Source organism: Paenibacillus sp. FSL H3-0333 (assembly GCF_038002805.1).
Taxonomy (GTDB): Bacteria; Bacillota; Bacilli; order Paenibacillales; family Paenibacillaceae; genus Paenibacillus_AQ; species Paenibacillus_AQ silagei.
The window spans coordinates 1,523,383-1,543,441 of record NZ_JBBODG010000001.1 but is presented as its reverse complement, the minus strand read 5'-3'; the positions used below and the strand labels follow the sequence as shown (position 1 = coordinate 1,543,441).

8 protein-coding genes are annotated in these 20,059 nt (G+C 58.2%); all 8 read right to left on the bottom strand.

The window, feature by feature from the left end; all coding sequences use genetic code 11:
* Nucleotides 1-375 precede the first annotated feature (375 nt).
* Nucleotides 376-2,907 carry a GH36-type glycosyl hydrolase domain-containing protein gene (locus MHH78_RS06910; protein WP_341166963.1) on the bottom strand — a complete coding sequence of 844 codons (2,532 nt, stop codon included), beginning with the start codon at nt 2,905-2,907 and terminating at the stop codon, nt 376-378.
* Nucleotides 2,904-7,295, bottom strand: coding sequence for a glycoside hydrolase family 2 TIM barrel-domain containing protein (locus MHH78_RS06905; RefSeq protein WP_341166962.1), 4,392 nt, complete (start codon nt 7,293-7,295; stop codon nt 2,904-2,906). Before MHH78_RS06905 ends, MHH78_RS06910 begins: the two co-directional genes overlap by 4 nt.
* Before the next feature lie 2 nt (nt 7,296-7,297).
* Entirely contained in the window at nt 7,298-7,963 is a 666-nt protein-coding gene (locus MHH78_RS06900; RefSeq protein ID WP_341166961.1) for a hypothetical protein, read from the bottom strand.
* Between the two features lie 904 nt (nt 7,964-8,867).
* On the bottom strand, nt 8,868-11,153 hold the full coding sequence (locus MHH78_RS06895; protein ID WP_341166960.1) for a helix-turn-helix domain-containing protein: 2,286 nt from the start codon (nt 11,151-11,153) through the stop codon (nt 8,868-8,870).
* An 82-nt stretch (nt 11,154-11,235) separates the two neighbouring features.
* Nucleotides 11,236-15,315 carry an Ig-like domain-containing protein gene (locus MHH78_RS06890; RefSeq protein WP_341166959.1) on the bottom strand — a complete coding sequence of 1,360 codons (4,080 nt, stop codon included), beginning with the start codon at nt 15,313-15,315 and terminating at the stop codon, nt 11,236-11,238.
* A 342-nt stretch (nt 15,316-15,657) separates the two neighbouring features.
* The gene (locus tag MHH78_RS06885; RefSeq protein ID WP_341166958.1) at nt 15,658-17,433 is read right to left on the bottom strand and encodes a hypothetical protein; all 1,776 of its coding nucleotides are present in this window, start codon (nt 17,431-17,433) and stop codon (nt 15,658-15,660) included.
* Nucleotides 17,434-17,463: 30 nt separating this feature from the next.
* Entirely contained in the window at nt 17,464-19,122 is a 1,659-nt protein-coding gene (locus tag MHH78_RS06880) for an extracellular solute-binding protein (RefSeq protein ID WP_340957922.1), read from the bottom strand.
* Between the two features lie 58 nt (nt 19,123-19,180).
* Nucleotides 19,181-20,056: a carbohydrate ABC transporter permease gene (locus tag MHH78_RS06875; RefSeq protein ID WP_076080366.1), complete on the bottom strand. Its 876-nt coding sequence runs from the start codon at nt 20,054-20,056 to the stop codon at nt 19,181-19,183.
* Nucleotides 20,057-20,059 lie beyond the last annotated feature (3 nt).

Genomic DNA, 20,059 nt, shown 5'->3' with positions numbered 1-20,059 from the left:
TGAGAATGAGAGCCATTATTAACACCCTTAAAATGACACATGCTGCCCCGGCATCGCCGGGACAGCATGTTGAATGGGTATGGTAGTTGAGGATAATGACTGAGAGATAAATGAGAATGATAATCATTGTTGCAATAGGGCAACTATATTTCCTTCGTGCAACTTATAACTATACTATACCACGCCAGGCGTAAAAGTAAACCCTGGGGCAAGCCTGATTTTTGGGAAAGAGGGGGTTGCATCAACCGGCTGTCGTTGGACACTAACAAAAAGTCCCGCCGGGGCGCTGCTAAAGCCGTTAGCGGGACACTTTTTATACACTGCTATATACTCTGAATCTAACTTAGACACTCTGTCTATACAGAAAGCCTATCGTTATAATATGACCTCCACTTTCACTGATTGCTTGTGCGTATACGCGGGGACGACCGTTCCTTCCAGCCGTTCGCCGTCCACCCGGATTTCCTTGACGCCTGAGCAGACATGGCTGTTGTTCTTCACGGTAATCTCATACTCGCAGCCACGGAACCGCCGGGTGACCGAGAAGCCCTCCCAGGAAGACGGGATGCACGGGTTAATGGACAGTCCGGCCAGCACCGGCTTGATGCCCATAATGTATTGCGTAGCGGCTACATACATCCACGCGGCCGTACCGGTCAACCAGGATACATTCGCCAGACCGAACCGGTCGGACTCCGGCCCGAACAGGTTCGAGGCATAGACATACGGCTCCGCTTTGTAGCGCCGGATTCCGGCCTGCTCCATGGCGATGTTCGGGATGAGCTGGCGGTAATATTTGTACGCCTGGTCCCCTCTGCCCAGCATACATTCCGCAATGATCGCCCAGGTATTGGCGTGGCAGAAGACGGCTCCGTTCTCCCCGGTTCCTTTGTTATAGTTGGTTAACGGATCGGCGGGATCGGGGAAGTTCGTGATGGACGGATGCAGCTTTTTGATGCCCAGCTCTGTATCGAGAATGTCGCGCACACTGTCCATCGCCTTCAACCCCTTGTCAGGCTCAGCCATCCCGGACAGGGTCGCCCAGGTCTGGGCATTAAGCCAGATCTGGGCCTCCTCATGCTCAGCGGTACCCAGATACCGCCCGTCATCCATCACCGCCCGCCGGAACCATTGCCCGTCCCAGCCCAGCGTGTTCACGAGCGACTTCTGCTCCCCGTAGAGCCGGTCATAGTCCGCCACATGCTCCGGGTAACCGGAGGCCGCCGCCAGATCCTTCATCCGCAGCAGCACCGTCCCGAACTGCATCGCTGTCCAGATGCTCTCCCCTCTGCCCTCACGGCATACGCGGAAGAGCTGATCATTCCAGTCCGAGCGCAGCATCAGCGGGAACCCGTTCGGCCCCAGATTGGAGACGGTGAAGTCCACCACCCGCTTCAAATGATCATAGAGCGGCGCTTCACCGCCGTCATAGAAGGGAATAGTCTCCTGAAGGAATGCCGCGTCTCCGGTCTCGGCAAGAATGTCCCAAACGGCCAGCGCCGTCCACAGGTGATCATCCGAATGGATGCTGGTCACCGGGTCCCAGCCCTCATTCGGGAAAAAGTAATGATTCACATGCCCGTCCTGATACTGCTGCCCCAGGAGCAGGCGGACTTTATCCTTGGCTGCTTCGGGATCGTACGGTACGACTGCCAGAATATCCTGAGCGGTATCCCGGTAGCCTACGCCCCGGAAGGTGCCGGTGGCATAGTACGAAATATTGCGCGAGAAAAGGAAATTCCGCTGCGACTGGTACGGATTCCAGGTGTTGAGCATACGCTGCGCATCCTGATCCGGCAGCTCACAGCTCCAGGCCCTGAGGTAATGCTCCCAGTTCTCCTGAAGCGCCGCATAGGAACGGGTGACGAAATCCGCCTCCCGCGAATGGCCGATGGCCCGTTCAATCTCGGCTTCGTTCATGGCTGTCCCGAGAAAAAAGTTCACGGTGCGGGTCTCGCCGGGGGCAAGCCTTACCCGGACCTGAAGTGCGCCGCAGGGGTCGCCTCCCAGAATCGTTGATCCAGTGCAGCCCCCCTGCTCAATAGCGGCCGGATTGGATTCACTGCGGTAGCTGCCGATGAATTCTTCACGGTCTCCGTCATACCCGGCAAGCGGTGCATCGGACATCATATAGACGAGCGGAGTTTCGTCCGGCTTGGGCTGATTTTCCACCCCGTATTTGTAGATCAGCGCTTCCTTGTCATGGTACTGCACCGACACCTGATGCTTGTTATAGCATTGCCATTGCAGCTCGCGCATGAACTCCATCATCCCAAACTCGGCGTAGGCATACACGTTCAGCTCTTTGACCTCGCTGCTATTGTTCGTCAGCGTCAGATTCCAGATCAGGGAATTCTCATAGGGCCCGACAAAATAAACCGTCTTCGCCGCCAACTCATCCGCCTGCGCTTCAAAGCGGGTATAGCCCATGCCATGGCTGCTCCGCCACTCCTGCGGCTTCCGGAAGGCCGGCTCATACGTGGGACACCAGTAGCTGCCTGTACCGGCATCCTGCAAGTAAATATACAGGCCGGAGCGGTCGGTGGGCAGATGGAAGAAACGGTAGCGGGTAATCCGCCAGATCTGCGGAGACTTATAGAATGATAGTCCGCCGCCCGCATGGGACAGCATGGTATGGAAGGTTCCGTTGGATAAATAGTTCAGCCAGGGGGTCGGCATATCATGCCGCTTGAACTCCACCTCCCTCGCCTCATCGTTGAAGGCAAAATACTGGTCCAGCTCATTTGTACGCGCAAGTAGACTGACCCCATAAGGCGTTTCTACAGCCTTGTTACTCTGTGCGCGGCCGGAAGGGCCTGCGGGTGGTGTGGATGATGCAGATGCTGCGGATGGTACCGGTTCATTGGCGTTCATATTGGCCTGCTCCTCTCCTTTGATCTTGCTCATTTGGGCTCCACCTCGTCCATTGTCAGGCGGAACTCCAGATCATTCATATACGTGCCGTCTGTATTCAGGAAAACCATGCCGAAGGCGATATCCTCCTGCGCTCCCCGGACGATGGCGATCAGGCGGTTGATCCCGCTAGCCAGCGTAATCTCTTGTTCAGGCTCCGGCACCAGCCTGCCATTCATATAGATGTCAAAAGCGCAGGCCGAGTTCACCCGGAGTCTGCCGATTCTCGTTCCGCCCGGCTTCCCGCTGCCTGCGGCTGCTTCGGTTGCATCCCCCGTCTCCGGCAGATGCACGAAGTAGCTCAGGAACAGGGGCCGGCCCTCCGGTGCGGAGATGAGGTAGGTTCCATCCGGGCGCCGTTCTTTTTTCTTCATCCAGCCGTATAGGCCTTCCCCCAGATTGTTCAGGGAGAACTCGGGATCTGTATAGTAGTCCTTCATCGCCTCGTAGTCGGTATGCGGCGGACAGAACAGTGTCATTACGGCCTCCACCGCCCACTGCGCATCTCCCTTGTCATGAAGCAGCAGCTCATCGGCGAAAGAGGCTCCGAGATTGCCGAGCAGGCGCGTATAGAGCCTGAGACTCTTGTCGCTATCCGGGTCGGCGAGCAGCTGCGAGCAGAGGATCTCTCCCGCTCCGGCCGCCTGCCGGATCACAAAAGCTCCTGGGGCAGCCGCCTTCCTGCGGTTCAGCTCGACCAGCGCCAGCCTGCTGTATTCCGCCGTATGCTGCCCGGCGAAATAGTCCTTCCAGGCTGTACCTTCCACGCTGGTGCATAGCACCTCAGCGCCCGGCACCTCCAGCCTGTACCCGGCCAGCTCCCGGTTGACAACATCCCGGGGCGAGAGATGCACCTTGTCGAAGCCGAACAGGTCGACCGGGCTGATGCCCTGCACGGCGGCATGCGTATAGTCCGCCGCCAAGTGATACGTCCCGTGCGGCGCGATGCGCACGGGAGCGTCCAGCAGGCGGGCGAGTGCCTCCTGCCCGCCGGGCTCTGCCGGCAGCACCAGCACGCTGCCGCCGGCCAGGGCCGCCTGGCGCACGGCTTCCGCCGCGCCCGGCGTGCCCAGCAGTACGGCCTCCACGACGAGGAGGCCGGGGGGCAGGCCGGACAAGCCTGCGGCGCTGTCCAGCCTGTGGCCCTTGAGGCGGAGCTTGCTAAGCAAGGCCTCCGCCGGACTGCCGCTGCGGACCCAGACCGCAGCGGATTGTGCCGCGGCTGGCGCAGGCGCGGATACGGTAGCCGGCGCGGCGTGCCGGGCTGCGGCGCTATCCTTGACGGCGGCGGCAGCGATAGCCCCGGCGGCGGTAGCCGGTGCGGTAGCCGCCGCAGCGGCGGAGGGCCCGGATATGGCGGCAGATGCCGGTACTGCCGCGCGGCCCGCATACTGCAGCAGGCTGCGCAGCAGCAGCTGCGCCTGGGGAACCCGCTGGAGATGGTCCATAATCTCCAGCTGATTCGCCAGGAACATGCCTGCTCCGCTGCGGTATTCGAGCAGCGGCGACCACAGATCGCCGCCGTCTCCGAAGTCCCCTGCGCTGCATTCCAGCAGCAGGGTGAAGTCGCCGGTCACCGGCTTCTCGAACGCCGCCCGGATGATCGGCAGCGGCCCGTCCTCGCGCAGCTCCTCATGCCAGTACATCAGATCTTCCGGGCCTAATCCCCGGAGCACCGGATGCCCGTATTCCCCGCTATGTGCGCGGATGAATTCCCGGCGGGTGAGCGGCAGCCTGCCGCAAGAGAGATGAAGCTGCTCCAGCAGCAGCAGCCGGCCGCCCCGCTGCACCAATCCTCTCAGCCTCCGGTCAAGCGACCCATCCTTATCCTCCATTTTGCTGCCGACAATCAGCAGGCTTCCGGCCGCAAGCTTATCTACCGCTTCCGGCTCTGCCCGGACCAGAGCGGGCACCAGCGCGTGAATCGCCTGGAAGTCCCGGTCAGAGCCGATGTATGCTGCGGGCAAGGCGATCTCTACCGGCTCGGTCCGGCAACTCCCGGACAACAGGCGGTAGCTTACCTCAAGCTCATGCATCAGCTCTCCGGCATGGAACAGCCGTGCGGACAGAGTGGCTTCTCCTTCACCTAGTGGTGCTCCTACTGGTGCTCCTACTCCGGCCCCCTCTCCTCCTTTTGCCCCTTTTCCTACTCCTGCCCCATCTTGTACTGATGTCCCATCTCCTGCTGCTACCCTATCTCCTACTGCTACCCCAGCTCCTTCGCCATGGACAGCCTCCGGCATCCACTCCAGCCGGATGCTCCGGCGTACAGCAGGCTCATGCCGGAAGCGGAAGGTCTCGCTGTGCACCCTGCGCCCGCCCTGCATAACTTCACATTCAATCGTCACATCCTGCGCGGACAATGTATCGTTATAGACATCAAAGCTGCGGGAGACCGGCGCATCATCGAAGAAGCAGCGGTTGTATTCGGCGGCAATCAGCGTGACCGGCTTGAAGGCCGCGGCCATAATGGCAAAAGCAGGATTAGGCCGGTAGACCGGATACTCCTCCGGCAGCAGCCCGTTGTTCAGCGAAAGCGAGTAGGCCGGAATCACAGCAGGCTTGGGGCCGGGTGTAGTCAAGTCGGCCTGCGGCAGCTTCAGCTCATGCTCCGGCATCGCCCGCATAAAGTAATGGACAAAGTTAAAGGTAGAGATGCCTGAGACGCCCTGCCGCCGTGCATATTCCACGAACAGCCGCTCCTTCTCAGCCAAGCCGACAGCACTGGCATCTGAGTCACGGTAGGCGTCCAGCCCTGTATACATGCTGCTGTTCTGCGGACAGATATACCACCAGCCGCCATGCTCGCCGAAGGTCAGCGGAACCTGCCGGTCCCACTGCGCGATCGTGCCGTCAATATTGTAATGACGGCTCTCCACCTCGGTCTGCTGCCTGGAGACCAGGCGGTTGTCCCCTTCCACCATGACCGGGCGGGTGGCATCCAGCGCCTTCATCAGTCCGATCAAGCCGGGGATATGCTGCTTGTACTGATCCCGCCCGTCCACCCAGCGCATCTCGTTCTGCACGCTCCACAGAATGACTGAGGGGTGATTCTTGTCCCGCTGCACCAGCCGCTGCACATGCGCGCGGCAATTGCTGATGAAATCGGGATGGGCGGCATCCATGCTTTTGCTGGAGCCGTAGATGGCCGTCTCATCGACAATCAGCATCCCCTCCTCATCGGCAATCCGCAGATAATCGGAAGGATACGGCTGCGCATGCAGCCGGATGCTGTTAATGCCCGCCTGCCGGCACATCCGGTACCAGCCCCGGATATAGTCCTCTGTCTGCTGGGCCGCCCCCTGAAAATGCCAGGAGTCCCCCCGCAGATTAACGGGGATCCCGTTTAGCATAAACTGCGGCCCCTCGCACCAAAACTCCCGGAAGCCAAAGGTCTCGCTCCGGCGGTCCAGAACCACATCGCCCGATTGAAGCACAAGCTCCAGCTCATACAGGACAGGAGAATCCGGGCTCCAGAGCATAGCCTCCTGCCAGGGCAGGCTGAATGCCGCTCCGCCCCACACCCGGCTGCCGGTAGTGCAGCATAATTGCCGCCCTTCCGCAGCAAGCGCAGGAAGAAGCGATACTGCGGCTTCCACTTCAAGTACGGGCAGCGGCCGGGCGGCCGCCAGCGGCTGCAACCGGTGCGGCGGCTCTGTCCGTGCGGCCGGAACGCCGGACGTTCGCTCCCTGACCTGCAAAAGCACCCGCAGTCCTTCGGATGAGGGACCGTCTTCTGTGCCGCTTATCAGGGCATCCACTTCCAGCCTTCCGTGCCGGACAGAGGTGCGGATCGTAAGATCCTCCAGCGATACCGGCGGACAGGCCTCCAGGAAGACATCCTGCCAGATGCCCCGGGCGATTCTGCCGAACCAGGAGCCGGAGAGTCCGGTGATTTTGGTCTCCCCGGAAGGAAGCACAGCCGTGTCGAAGCTGCCGCAGACCACGTGCAGCTGCTGCTCCCGGCCGGGCTTCACCAGCGCGGTGATATCCAGCCGCAAGGGCAGGAAGCCGTCCTCCCAGAGCGCAATCCGCTCGCGGTCCAGATAGATTGCCGCTTTTTGCAGAATGCCATCGAACCGAAGTACGACCCGCTGCTCCAGCATTGTCTCCGGCACCTGAAAGCTGCGGTGAAGCACCCCGGCTTCAGCTGCATTCCATTCCTCCGGGTAGCTGTACACATCGAAGGGCTGAAAATTATGGTCGGCGACTTCGCCGAATTTGTTGCCCGAAGGCGCAGTATAGCTGTAGCGCCAGCTTGAGGGAACCTGTATTTTGCGGGCCTCGTATTGCAATCTCTCCGGAAGGGCACGAGTGCGCGGCTGGTCATAGAGCGGCATGAAATCCCACTCGCCATTGAGACATATGGATGTACGTAACATAATCATTCTCCTTTTTCCGCATAGGGGCGGGGGATGGTTAGGACGAGCGTAAGCTTTTTCCAAATGGCCTGATCTGGCGGCATCTCACTCCATTTCCTGAAATGCGGGTCCATCACCTCACCCCAGTTGTCCGGCCGGAGATTCGTGGCAAGCTTCCCGGCGTACGGGGCAGGCTCCACCGTTGCAGGCAGCTCAGAATAAAAAAACAGCAGGTTCTCATGCAGCCCGATAATCCCATATTTGTCGCCGTCCCCCGGATGCTCCTCCTGATACTGATAATGGTGATACACATAGCTTGCGACCTGCTCCGGCTTCAGCGCCGCCACTCTTCCGTAGGGGATTCCCGCCGCATGACTGCGCTTCCAATGTTCTGCGGAGACCGGCTGCTGATAATGGAAAATGTCCATCATAGGCACCCACAACCGGGGCTGCTCCCCTCCCGGCCACTCCTTGAAAATCTCTGCCGCACCCTGAAATAACTGCTCCGGCTCCACCTCCCGGCGGGTGCACTCATAGTACAGAAACAGCTCCTTGCCATCCTGAAAAATACTAAGCCGCGCAAGGCCCAGCCTATCCATGCGATCATTCAGCAGTCCGGTCTGTGCCTCCCAGAACGTCGACGGATTAGCATCCTCCCTGCACTCGGCTCTATATAAACAACGCTGCATCGTGTCCCTCCAGCCTTATGTCATCTACCCTTCTAGAGTACCGTATCCGGCGGGCCGCTTCCTTGACGATCATGCCCTTCTTTAGCATAATAACGACATGCAAAAATGCAGCTATAAACTCCATGTGATGCGGCAGCGGAATCCGGTTTACTCTCAGCGCTGTGCAGACGGCCCGGCGATGGTTGAGGAATGAAGGAGGGGATAGTTACGGGAGAAAAATGAGATGCTGATCGAGGCTTGCCAACGGTGGCGTTGGGGGCACATATACACTTGACTCGTGCGCCAACAGTGCTATTCCAGTAAATATGGTGTATTTATCCCTTCATCCGTGCGCCAACGGTAGATTTACGGAAATGCAGTGTATTTATACCCTTCATCATTGGGCTCGCACGCAGGCACGTGAACCTAATGTATGCGGAAAACAGCATACATTCAGCTCGCACGCAGACACGTGAACCAATGTATGCGGAAATCAGCATACATTCAGCTCGCACGCAGACACGTGAACCAATGTATGCGGAAAACAGCATACATTCAGCTCGCACGCAGGCACTGGACCAAATGTATGCGGAAAACAGCATACATTCAGCTCGCACGCAGGCACATGGACCAAATGTATGCGGAAATCAGCATACATTCAGCTCGCACGCAGGCACATGGACCAAATGTATGCGGAAATCAGCACACATGCGCCAACGGTGAATTTGCGAAAATGTGGTGTATTTATGCACTTCATTCGTGCGCCGAAGTTGATTTCCAGAATGGCAGCGCCTCAGCAGCAAGCAGACGAACAAGACGGCCGGAAACCCCGGCCGTCTTGTTACACACCTATACCCCCGTAGCTTCGCCAACTATAACCGGCTAATCGCTGTGCGCCCCGCTCACATCACATGGCCACATGAGCCTAACTCTCCCCATCACCCTCACTATCACCATCACGCAGAGGACTGCCCTGGGCTTTGCGGTATTCGCCCGGCGTGATGCCTTCGAGCTTCTTGAAGACGCGGATGAAGGACATGGGGTACAGATACCCCACGCGCTCCGCGATGCTCTGCACTGGTTCGGAGGTTCCGGTCAGCAGGCGCTTGGCCTCCTCCATGCGCAGGCGGGCCAGATAATCGACGAAGTTCTCGCCAATCTCCTCCTTGAATATCCGGCTTACCGTCTTGGTGTTCATGGCGAAGCTATCGGCAACATGGGTCAGGGAGAAGTCGGAGTCCGCGTAATTGCAGCCAATGTATTCGCGCACCTTATTGGCGAGTGTGTACTGCTCACGGTTCATCCGCAGGCTGCGCAGCGCCTCCTCCATCTCCTCCAGCGAAGAGACCAGTTCCCCGTGCAGCTCCTCAATCCATTCAAAAGACTCCGGTGAATGCGGAATGCCCCGCAGCCGTCCGTTATTCCAAATCCCCTTCATCTCCGGCGGCAGCTCCTGCATCTCCTGGGACAGCCCGGTCTCCAGCAGCCTCAGCAGCCGGACGATATCCTCCTTGGAGTAGTTGCCGCCTGCCAGCAGTTCAAAAATCCGCTCGATCAGCGGCTTCCACTCTGCGTTCCCCAGCCGGTACAGCTGGGGAACGGCACCGATGGCCTGGACCAGCACATCCATTCCTTCAGCCGGAGGCAGCGGGCTTCCGGCAGGCGCCGCATAGACGCGGCCTGGGCCAGCGGTTATTTTGCGGTCCAGCGCCCCCAGGGCCTGGCGGTACGCACCCGATAAGCCGCCGAGACCGGCGGCAGGTCCGCTGATGCCGAAGGTAGCCGTGAACTTGAGATGCTGCTTCACCCAGGAGCAGGCACTCTCGGCAATCATTAGGGCCTTCTCCGCCGCACCATCAGCGTTCTCCCCGCCGGCAGAGCGGCGGAACAGCAGTCCCAGACGGCCCGGTCCGATCCACTCAGTCCACAGGGACACCCCTTCCTTCTCGGCGATCTCCTGAATCACACTGCGCAGAGTGAATTTGAACAATGCCTGATCCCGTGCCGAGTAACCTGCGGCAAAAGCCTCATAGAAATCAATCTCGGCAATGCCCACCACCGCACCTGCGAATTCACCGTCCATCCCGATCCGTTCCGCTTCCCTGACCCAGTTATCCGCCGACATCTGGCCGCTGTTCTCCAGCAGCTCCTTGAATAACTGATTCCGCCTGTGCAGAATCCCCTCGGCCTGCTGCTGCTCATAGCTGTTGGTCTGCTCGATCAGGCTCTCCAGCGCATGGCCGATGAAGGCAAATTCGTCGCCTTCCTTGCTCTGCGGCTTCCAGCCGAAGGCACGGTCCTCTCCGAACCTGTAGATCCGGCTCATGACCTGCTCAATCGGACGGTAATTCCGGTGGCTGATATAGGTCATGGCCGCAATCCCGCCAACGACAGCCGCAAAGCCCAGAATGGCCCAGATATTGGAGAAGGCCGACAGCAGCGAGAAGGCCTCCGCCCGCGCCATTCCAACCTTGATCGTCCAGCCGGTATAGGGGGACATCCGGCTAACCGCCCGATCCTGAACCTGCGGGTCAGAACAGGTATCCGCACCTGCAAAAGCACGCCCTCCGGCATCCTTCAGACAGATCTCCGTATTCGCCATGTTCATATCCTGAATCAGCGCCTGCAGAGATTCCTTGCGCACATTAATGACAATCAGTCCCTGCTCGCCGGAGAAGTAAGGCACCTGCTCCACAAGTGAAATGACCGATTTCGGCCGGTCCTCCCCGGAGAAAAGCTGCAAGTCACGGTTTCCGCTCCAGGTATAGCTCGGGGTATTCCCCATCGCAGTCTCAATAAAGCTGCGGTCCCCGAAGTCCGGCAGGCGGGAGGCGAAATGCTGCATCAGCACCTTGCCGTCGGCTGCGCGGTATAGATAGACCGAATCAATCATCGGCAGCGGCGACATGAAATCCAGCAGCACCTCCGCGACCCCGTAATCCTGATAAGGGTCAAGCTTCCCCGGCCGGTCGAAATAACTGCCAACCTTCTCCTCCAGCAGCAGGCTTTTGATCGTGGTGGTCTCCAGGTTGCGCAGGGTGGTGTCCACAATCTGCAGCACATTTTCCGCGTACACGCCGTTTGCCTGAGCCGTCTGTCTCTCCATCGCTTCATTTAAGGTCAGGAAGAATAGAATAATGAGGCAAAATACTACGGCAAACAGAATCGGCAGGTAGGAAAGAATCAGTCGGTACAGCCATTTCTTATGCATCGGTGTCATCCCCTGTAAGTCCAGATGTTGGCTATCTCATTAATGATATGGGCTGCGCACCCGGATTCATAAGCTTATGCTGTCAATATCCCAGCTCTGTGCTCGCATTGCGGGAGACCAGCCCGAAGTACCCCGCTTCACCAATCGCCCCTGCGGCGGTGTCCAGATAATTAAAGATCTGCACCCCGTTAACTTTCAGGATCAGACGCACACCCCCGGACTCTTGAAAAGCACCCAGCTGAACGCGGCTCTGCACCCCGAAGGTTATCGCCGTATTCGGAATCGCCGGCCCGCCGAGGCTGGTCAGGCCGTCAATCTTGCCGTAGATCACGGTTCGTACCCCCTCGTTGAAGCGGTGCAGCTCGATGCCCGATGTCCCTATGACCACCAGATACATGCTGCCGGTGCTATAACTCAGCTCCTTACTCTGGTTATTGAGCATCAGGGCGTACCAGTTGGAGGAGGCTGCGCTGTCATTGATCTTCATTTTGAAATCCAGCAGCTCATTCTGGTACTTGCGGTTCTGGTAGATGACATGCCCTCCGGGGGCCCTCAGCGTAAGGCTGTCTTGCCCGGTCTCCTTCAGCCCGTTCGCCGTTGCCGATACGTACCAGCCATCAGGGTCTTGCAGTTCCGCCGTCAGGGGATGTTCGTATTGGCTGGCCTCATTCCATACCTTAACTTCATATTGCCCCTGGGTGACGGTACCCAGATATTCGGCCGATAACGTGAGGGTGGCCGAGCCGGTCTGATGCCCCGTCAACAGGCCGGTGCCGCTGACGCTGACGATGGAAGGATCGCTGCTCGTGTAGGTGACTTCCTCCAGTTCCTCGCGGTTGCCGAACAGCGTCTCGCCGTAAGGCTGCAATTGCAGGCCGGTGCCTTCACGGATATACGCCATATTGCCGTCATGCCCCTCCAGGCGGACCGTGGCTAAGGTATCGCCCACGTATACATCCGTTGTGATTGTGCGCAGAATGGAGCCGTTAATGATGTTCATGATAAGCTTCGTCTGTCCCTGGCTGAGTCCGGTGACCACGCCCCCGCTACTAACCGAGGCTACGGCCGGATCGAGAATGCTGTAATAGAAGCTGCTGGTTTCCTTGCCCAGCGGCTGGTCTTTGCCGTTCATGGCATGGACGGAGACCTGCCCGCTGCCGCCTGCGGCCAGCTTGAGCGGATCAAGCTTCCAGCGGCTGACCTGCCCTTCTGCTGCAGAGGCATAGTCCGGCTCCAGCCCGGCCTGATCAATGATCGAGCGTGCCGCCTGAGGCCACTCTGCATCCGGCCGGACCGTATTGTTCTCAAACAGAACATTGCGCCCGTTGTTGGTATAGCCGTCTGTAGTTGTATAGTTGTTCACGAAATCCACATCATGGATGGTCGGCACATAGGCCATCGCCCAGCGGAGCGGGGAATGCCACAGCGGCGTATCCTTTAGGTCGATCACATTGTGCTCAAATTTCCAGTAGGCGGAGCCTTCATCCGTGTACAGGGCGGAATTGCCGTCCATCTGGTTGCGGATGTAGTTGCCGCTGACCAGATTTTTGTCCTCTGCGGTGGCTCCGGTAGGTCCGAGACTGTAGATGGCGCCTCCGTCACGCAAGCCCATTCCCATGAGATCATAGATCAGGTTATCCTGAATCTTCACGTTCCGGGTAGCGGCGTCGAACAGCTTATCCCAGCCATACCCGATATGGGTTCCGCTGTAAGGCAGATTGTACATTTCATTATGACTGATATCCATGTCTACCGGATATCCGGCAGATACGGCGGAAGCCGATTTGTAGTCAATACCGATGTCGTGGATCACATTGTTCAGCACATCATTATTCTTCATCAGCAGCCTGGGGTCTGCCGGATGATAGATATTCCGGTCGGTGGAATTCGGCTGTCCCACGTTCAGCGCACTGCCCGAAATATCATAGAAGCGGTTGCCTTCCACCAGGCTGTTCTGAACGCCGTTCTGCATACGCAGGGCTGTAATGCCCAGCTTGGTGAATTCATTGTTGCGGAAATTCACCGTATTGGCCAGCTCCAGCATCACCGCCGCATCGGTCAGCTCATCGGGGATCGACGGATAACGCAGATGGTTGTTCTGGGAATCGGAGTGTCCCGCTGCTGTACTCGGACGGTTCCAGGTGGTGTACATGAATTTCAGGCCTTCAAAATTCAGATTGCGCACCGGCTCGCCGGCCGATCTGCCATAGACTGTGGCGAGCTGCTCCAGTACAGGAACCACAACCCCGGCCGTGGACAGATTCTCCCAGGCACGCGGTTTGTAATACAGCATACCTTCATTCCGGTTATAGTACCATTCCCCGGCCTCATCCAGCAGCTCCATAGCATTCTCGTAATAGACGGGTACAGTCGCCGAGGTTAATCCCCGGTTAAAGACCGCGCTCCGGCCCGGCTCCTGCAGGACGATCTGTGCTTTGCCGCCTGAAGCGGTTACCGACTCTACCTTAATCCGGGAATTCGTCCACAGCTCATTGAATACCAGCTCCATATCGGACGTATTGCTCCACCCGGCCAGCTCCGTATTATCCGAAGTATAGCCGGTTGCCGTCTTCAGCGGATTCACGAGTCCCGCTGTACTCCGGGCCCGGACTGCCCGGATACCATCCACGAACAGCTGCCTTGTCTGAAGGCCGGTTCCGACATTCGCCCGGTAGATGCCCTTAGCGCTGTCGAACACCGTCCAGCCTGTGACGGACCGCCCGCCGCTGATGGCTGCCTGCTCCCCGGGGTAGCTGCGGTAAGTGACAAAATAGCCGTTCGTCCCCGAATCCTCCGGTGTGAACTCCAGCGGCTCCGTCAGCGTATACGTTCCTTCCCTCAGATTGACAACAATGTCGGAGTCCATATCCTCGTTCAACAGGCGCACCGCCTGCTGGGCACGGGCAATCGTCTGGAAGGGCGAGGCTTCCGTGCCGTCATTGTTGCTGTCGTCTCCGCCCGGAGCGACATACAGCTCCTGTCCGGTTGTCCGTCCGGTTACGGTAACGGATGTCTCGGCCCGGACGCTTCCGGTCTCATCCGTGACGAACACGGTTGTCGTTCCGGCACTCACGCCCGCCAATTCTCCGTAGCGGTCAATGACGGCAATGCTCTCGTCCTCCGTTCCCCACCGGATGCCTGTATCCGTATTGTCTTCCGGTGTTACTGTTGCCTGTAACAGCACACGGGAGCCTGCGGGAACCGCCCGCTGAAGCGGAGCCAATACAATATCCGTGATCGGATCTTCGTAGACGGCTACTGTCGCAGTGACGGCCGGAAGCCCCTCATTCGGCTGGGCTGTCACCACGGTCGTTCCCTGATGGATGCCTGTGACCAGGCCGTTGCCATCCACTGTAGCGACCTCCCCGTCGCCGGAAGACCACACAGCCGTCTGATCTGTAGCATCCGCAGGGGTAAACTGAAGAGGCAGGGACAGCTTCTCCCCCCTTCGCAGCCCGTAAGACTGCTGGGTGAAGGCTGCACTTACCGCCTGCTTGTATCCGCTTACAATAAAATCGTCAAAACCTATCCTGCCGATGCTGTCCTTATAAAAACCCATGTAGAATAACGTTAACGCTCCTCCCTCGGCCATTGGCTCCTTCGTCAGCAGACGCTTGCCGTCTATGGACAGATCGAAGGTATGGCTGCCGCTGTCGAGGGCCACCCGTACGTCATACCACACCCCTGCCGATATTGGCAGTACGGAGGTCCATGATCCGGCACCTTTTTTCATATAACTGAACGCACCATTATTAATGGCGAATTTCACCAGCGTCACAGAGCCGCTCTGCGGGGTGGGCAGGTAGATCACCGCTCCGGTCTGCTCGGCTCTGAACGAATAGCTGAACATGCTTCTGTACGTAACATCCGTAACGGATCTGCTTATAATATAGCTGCTGGCAAGCTTGCTCGTCTGCTCTAGCTCCAGCAGCTTGCCGGGATACCCCTCCCAGGCCTGCACCCCCACACTCACTCCCTGGGGAGGTGTCTTGATCGTCCATCCGGCCGGCTTCGCACCGGTGCTATACGTCTCAAAGGTCTCTTGCAGCCTGTAATCACTGTCCGCCCGGGCAACAGATCCAAGGTCTGTCGGGAGAAGGCCCAGCAGCAGAATCATAATGATAGCGTATACAAAACACGGTTTCCGACTTGATTTTCTCATAATAGCCACCTTTCCGTATGGAAGCAAGTATAGTGTTCCGGTAGAGCATGTTCGATGTGGACATTCAGAGATAGTTGTATTCTGTACATTTAAAAACTGCGAAACGGTAGAATCTCCTCAGCTAACTGTAGTCTGTACAACTAAATCTGCCCCATGGGGTGAGAATCCGGGGGCAGATGTGAATTTAATTGTACGAAATACAGCTAAACGGATATTTGGCGGTACAGCGGACGATTTAATTGTATGGAGTGCAATTAAGCCTACTGCTTCCGTCTGCCCCTTAATCGGGACACGGCAAACCCTGCGGCTGCCCGCTTGAAATGCGTGGCTTGGTTAAGTTGGTTAAGGGGCGTACGGATCAACGTTGAGCTGAACCGGCGGCTGGTGGCCCGCAGTCAGCACAATGCTCCGCACTAAGGCCCACGGCTCGCGCGGCACCTCCCGATCATCCCTCAGCGTATCCTCAACCGTCACCGTATCGAGCAGCTTCTGGATGTCCGCTGACTCCGCAGCTTCGTCCAGACATACCACCGCCCAGCCTGCTTCCAGGCGGGCCTGCGCCAGCATCGAGCCGCTGCCGGAATAAAGCACCTGGCGGAGCCTGATCCTTCCCTCCTCGCGTACAACAGTGACGGGCAGCGCAGCTCGGGCATCTGCCCCGGCAGCAATGCATTTGAGCGCCGTGACCGCCACCGCACAGCCCGGATAACGCAGTACGAGCCATTCCCGGTCCCCGGCGGCATTCACTACCCGCTCCACCTCACCGTCATAGCGGTGGATGACCCATTCATCCGCGATCTCCGCGGCCCGGTTATGCAGCCGGGTCATCGAGCGGACCACCACTAGCGCATTCGCCTGCTGGGCCGTTCGTGTCTCCACCTCCGGGTACAGCGGCTCTGCAAACAGCGCGGGCATCAGATAGGCGGTCCGGTAATCCTCTGCCGGATGTGTCCGCACCGATGCGGAATCATCCACGTACCAGCGCAGATAGGATACCTGCTGATCCTTCACGCTGAAGCTGACCGGGAAGCTCTGCCAGCCCAGACCCCAGACGGGGTGCTGGTAGCTGCCCGGCATGACCGGAAAGCGGTTGATGCTGCCCAGCCGGGTATGCTGCCCGATCCAGGTGTAGGACCGCGAGGCATCGAAGATCCGCTCCTCCAGCATCCGGGGTACGGGCAGCGCGGCCAAGGGGTCACCCCCTTGAAGCAACTCCTCTTCGAACAGGAGCAGTGCCGCCACATCATTAAGCGAGAATGTCTGCTCTGCCAGACGGTCCAGCCCCGTCACACCCGCAATTACCCACAGCAAGCTAGGCCGCTCCGTCTCTCCCCGGAAGTTGTAGCTGCGGATGGTCGGAACCAATTCCTCCCCGTCATGGAACACGAGAATGCTCTTCAGGGTATCCATCCGCTCTGACAGCTGCCCGGACAGCTCCCGGTCATGCTGCTGGAGAACAAAACACGCAATCCTCAGCGCATTCATCATCACTCCCTGGTAGACGAGGCTGATATTCTCCCCCCAGCCCCAGCCCCGGCGGCCGGTATATTCCGCCCATCTGGCGAAATATCCGCTTGCGGTCTGCAGATACTCCGGCTCATCCAGGAAGTGGGCGATAGCCAGCAGCATGGCGCCGTCGCTCATCGTCTTGTTCGGGTAGAACAGCTCCGGTGTCCGGCACTCCCTGGAGAACCAGGCCGCCGCATGGCCGAACATCCGCTGCATCACCTCCAGATGACTGGCCGGGAATACCTCCGGCTTGCAGAGACGCACCGTTATAAGCGGCATAAGGATAAAGAATGCCGCGTTCGAATCCTGAATGACTTTCTCCTCCCGGTACCAGAGGAACCCTCCGTAATCGGGATGCTCCGGATCGGTGAATTGCAGCCCGGCGATGGCTACAAGCATCTCCAGTCCGGCCTGCTCCTCCAGCCGACCCAGCAGTGTACCATAAGCATAATAGCCTGCCGAGAAGCGGGCTTCATGGCAATACGCCAGCTGCGAGATCTGCCGGGTATGTCCGGGCCAGTTATAGCGCACCAGACCTTCTTCCACCAGAATATTCTCCGTGGCCGCCGCCCAGCTCTGCTCCAGAATGGCTCTAACCCCATTGTTCAACTCTGCTCGCCCCCTAAGCTGTGACTCCATTTATTCAGCCGCATCCAGCTGCTTGCCCATCTCATAAATATCCTTCAGCATGATGGCATCCGCTTTATTGTCCTGATACCAGGCTGCGTAGAACTCATCGACCTTGGGTCCGCCCGCCTTCTCCCAGATGCCCTTGGCCTCCGCAATGAACTGGTCCACCGAAGCCGGATCGGAGCTGACAATGGCCTGCATGGCTCGGTCGAGAATCGTTTTATTCGCGTTCGTGTTGATCTGGGTCAGATCCTGCGGCAGCAGCGGCAGGAAGGCCTTTTGCGTAATGCCGACAATCGGGCGGTCAGGGTCCATGTACAGCTTCTCGGCCATTTCATAGATTTTGATTAAATTCTGCTCGGCAGGTGTAGGGTTGACCTTGTTCTTCAGCCCGTAATTCTTGCCGATCAGCGGAGTCAGCATCCCCATATCGCGGTTGTATTCCAGCTCCTTCTTGTTTTTCTCCGGATCAATCACCTCGGCGCGGCCGTCGGCGGTTTTGTTGTAATGCACCCCTTCCAGCCCGTTCTGAATGGTGGTGGTGTATGGGGCCGCAACCATGAAGTCGATCATCTTCATCACGGATTCCGGATCTTTGGCTGCAGCATTCACCATCCCCGTCATCTGGATCGGCGTGGTCAGGGTCGGGCTGAACTGCCCGAATTCCGTCGTCGGCAAGGCAATCGGAATGACCTCGGCTTCAGGAGAATTCTTCTTCAACGTCTCATAGGTGCCGATATCGGCACCGTTGCCCCCGTAAATCCCCAGCTTGCCGGAGATCCAGTCCTGCTTCTGCTTCTCGCCGTTCTTATCGGTGACGAAATCCTTATCCGCCACACCGGCCGCATACAGCTGCTTCTGGAAGGAGAGCGCCGCCTGAATCCGGTCCCAGTCATGCACAACCTTGTCGTTCTCCAGCACCCACGGATACTGGTCTTCCCCGAACAGCGTGAACCCGGTGCCGAACATGTTGTTCAGAATAATGCCGGCCACGAAGCTTAGCCCGGTTCCATACGTGTCCGCTTTGCCGTTGCCGTCGGGGTCCTGCTCTGTGAAGGCTTTCGCGACCTTCAGCAGCTCCTCTGGTGTGGTGGGCACTTCCAGATTCAGCTTCTTCAGCCAGTCATTGCGGATAAACAGATAATGCTGCGGGCCGAACTGGACCGGACGCCCCACCGTATACAGCTTGCCGTCCGCCATGGTGCCTGCCTTGCGCAGCGCCGGATATTTCTCCAGCATCGCCTTATATTCTGTACTGCTGCTGTCAATCAGGTCATCCAGCGGCAGAAGCTGCTTCTGGTTGTAGAGCTGGCCCTGGTAAGCGGTATCAAATTCAAAGATCAGGTCGGGGGCCGACTTCGACGCGAACAGCACATTGAACTTTTGCAGGGATTCGAAGCGCGGAACGGTAACGTATTTGACGTTCACCGGCCCGTTCTCGTTGACCCACTTCGTCCAGCGGTTGTCGCTCATGGTCCCCTCTTCTGCGGGTACCGAGCCGCGGTCATACAGCGAGACGGTGATGGTCCCGCGCTTCCCGGAGCCCTCTCCCTTGTCTGTTCCCTGCGTGGCGGCATTATTGCCGCCGCAGCCTGTAACCGCGATGGCGAGCAGCAGGGAAGCTGCACCGGCAGCAGTTGTTTTTATTAGCCGAGGTGATGTGTGCATATGATTATGACCCTCCTATAATGGCGTTCTTGTACTTGCAGGTATGGTGCAGCAGGGGTCAGCCCTTGATAGCACCGATGGTTACGCCTTTGACAAAATACCGCTGCAGCAACGGATACACGATCAGCATCGGAATGACCATAACCATAATCCCTGCGGCCTTGATGCCCTCCGGTGTAATATTGACCACCTCCTGCGAGTTCATGGTGTTCAGCTCCTGCAGGACAGCCTGGCTCTTCACCATCTGCTGGATGAGCACGGTCAGATTGATTTTCTCCGGGCTGTTCATATAGATCATGACGTTAAAGAACGAATTCCAGTAATACACGCCGTAAAAGAGGCCGATGGTCGCCAGCACAGGCAGGGACAGCGGCAGAATAATGCCCGCCAGCAGCCGCCATTCACCGGAGCCGTCGATTCTGGCCGCCTCGATCAGCTCCTCCGGAATGTTCTCGAAAAAAGACCGCATGATCATCATATTATAGGTGCTGACCAGAGCGGGCAGCCACAGGGCTGCGTAGGAATCCACCAGGCCAAGACTGCTGACCACGAGATAGGTCGGAATCAGTCCGCCGGTGAACAGCATCGTGAACACAATCGCCAGCGTCAGCGTGCGTCTTCCGTAGAAATCACGGCGGGACAAGGGATACGCGGCGAAAATGGTGAACAGCATACTGGCCGCCACACCGACCAGGGTAATCAGCAGGCTGTTGCCGAAGGCGCGCACCACCGGCGTTCCTTCAAAGAGCATCGTGTATGAGCTCAGCGTGAAATCCACCGGCCACAGGGTGACAAAACCGGACAGCACCGCATCCTTGCCGCTGAGCGACAGGGATGCCAGATGGAGCAGCGGCAGCAGACACAGAATGCCTGCGAGCGTCAGCAGCAGATAGTTGAAGCTGTAGAATACTTTTTCACCGTTTGTACTTTGCATAGT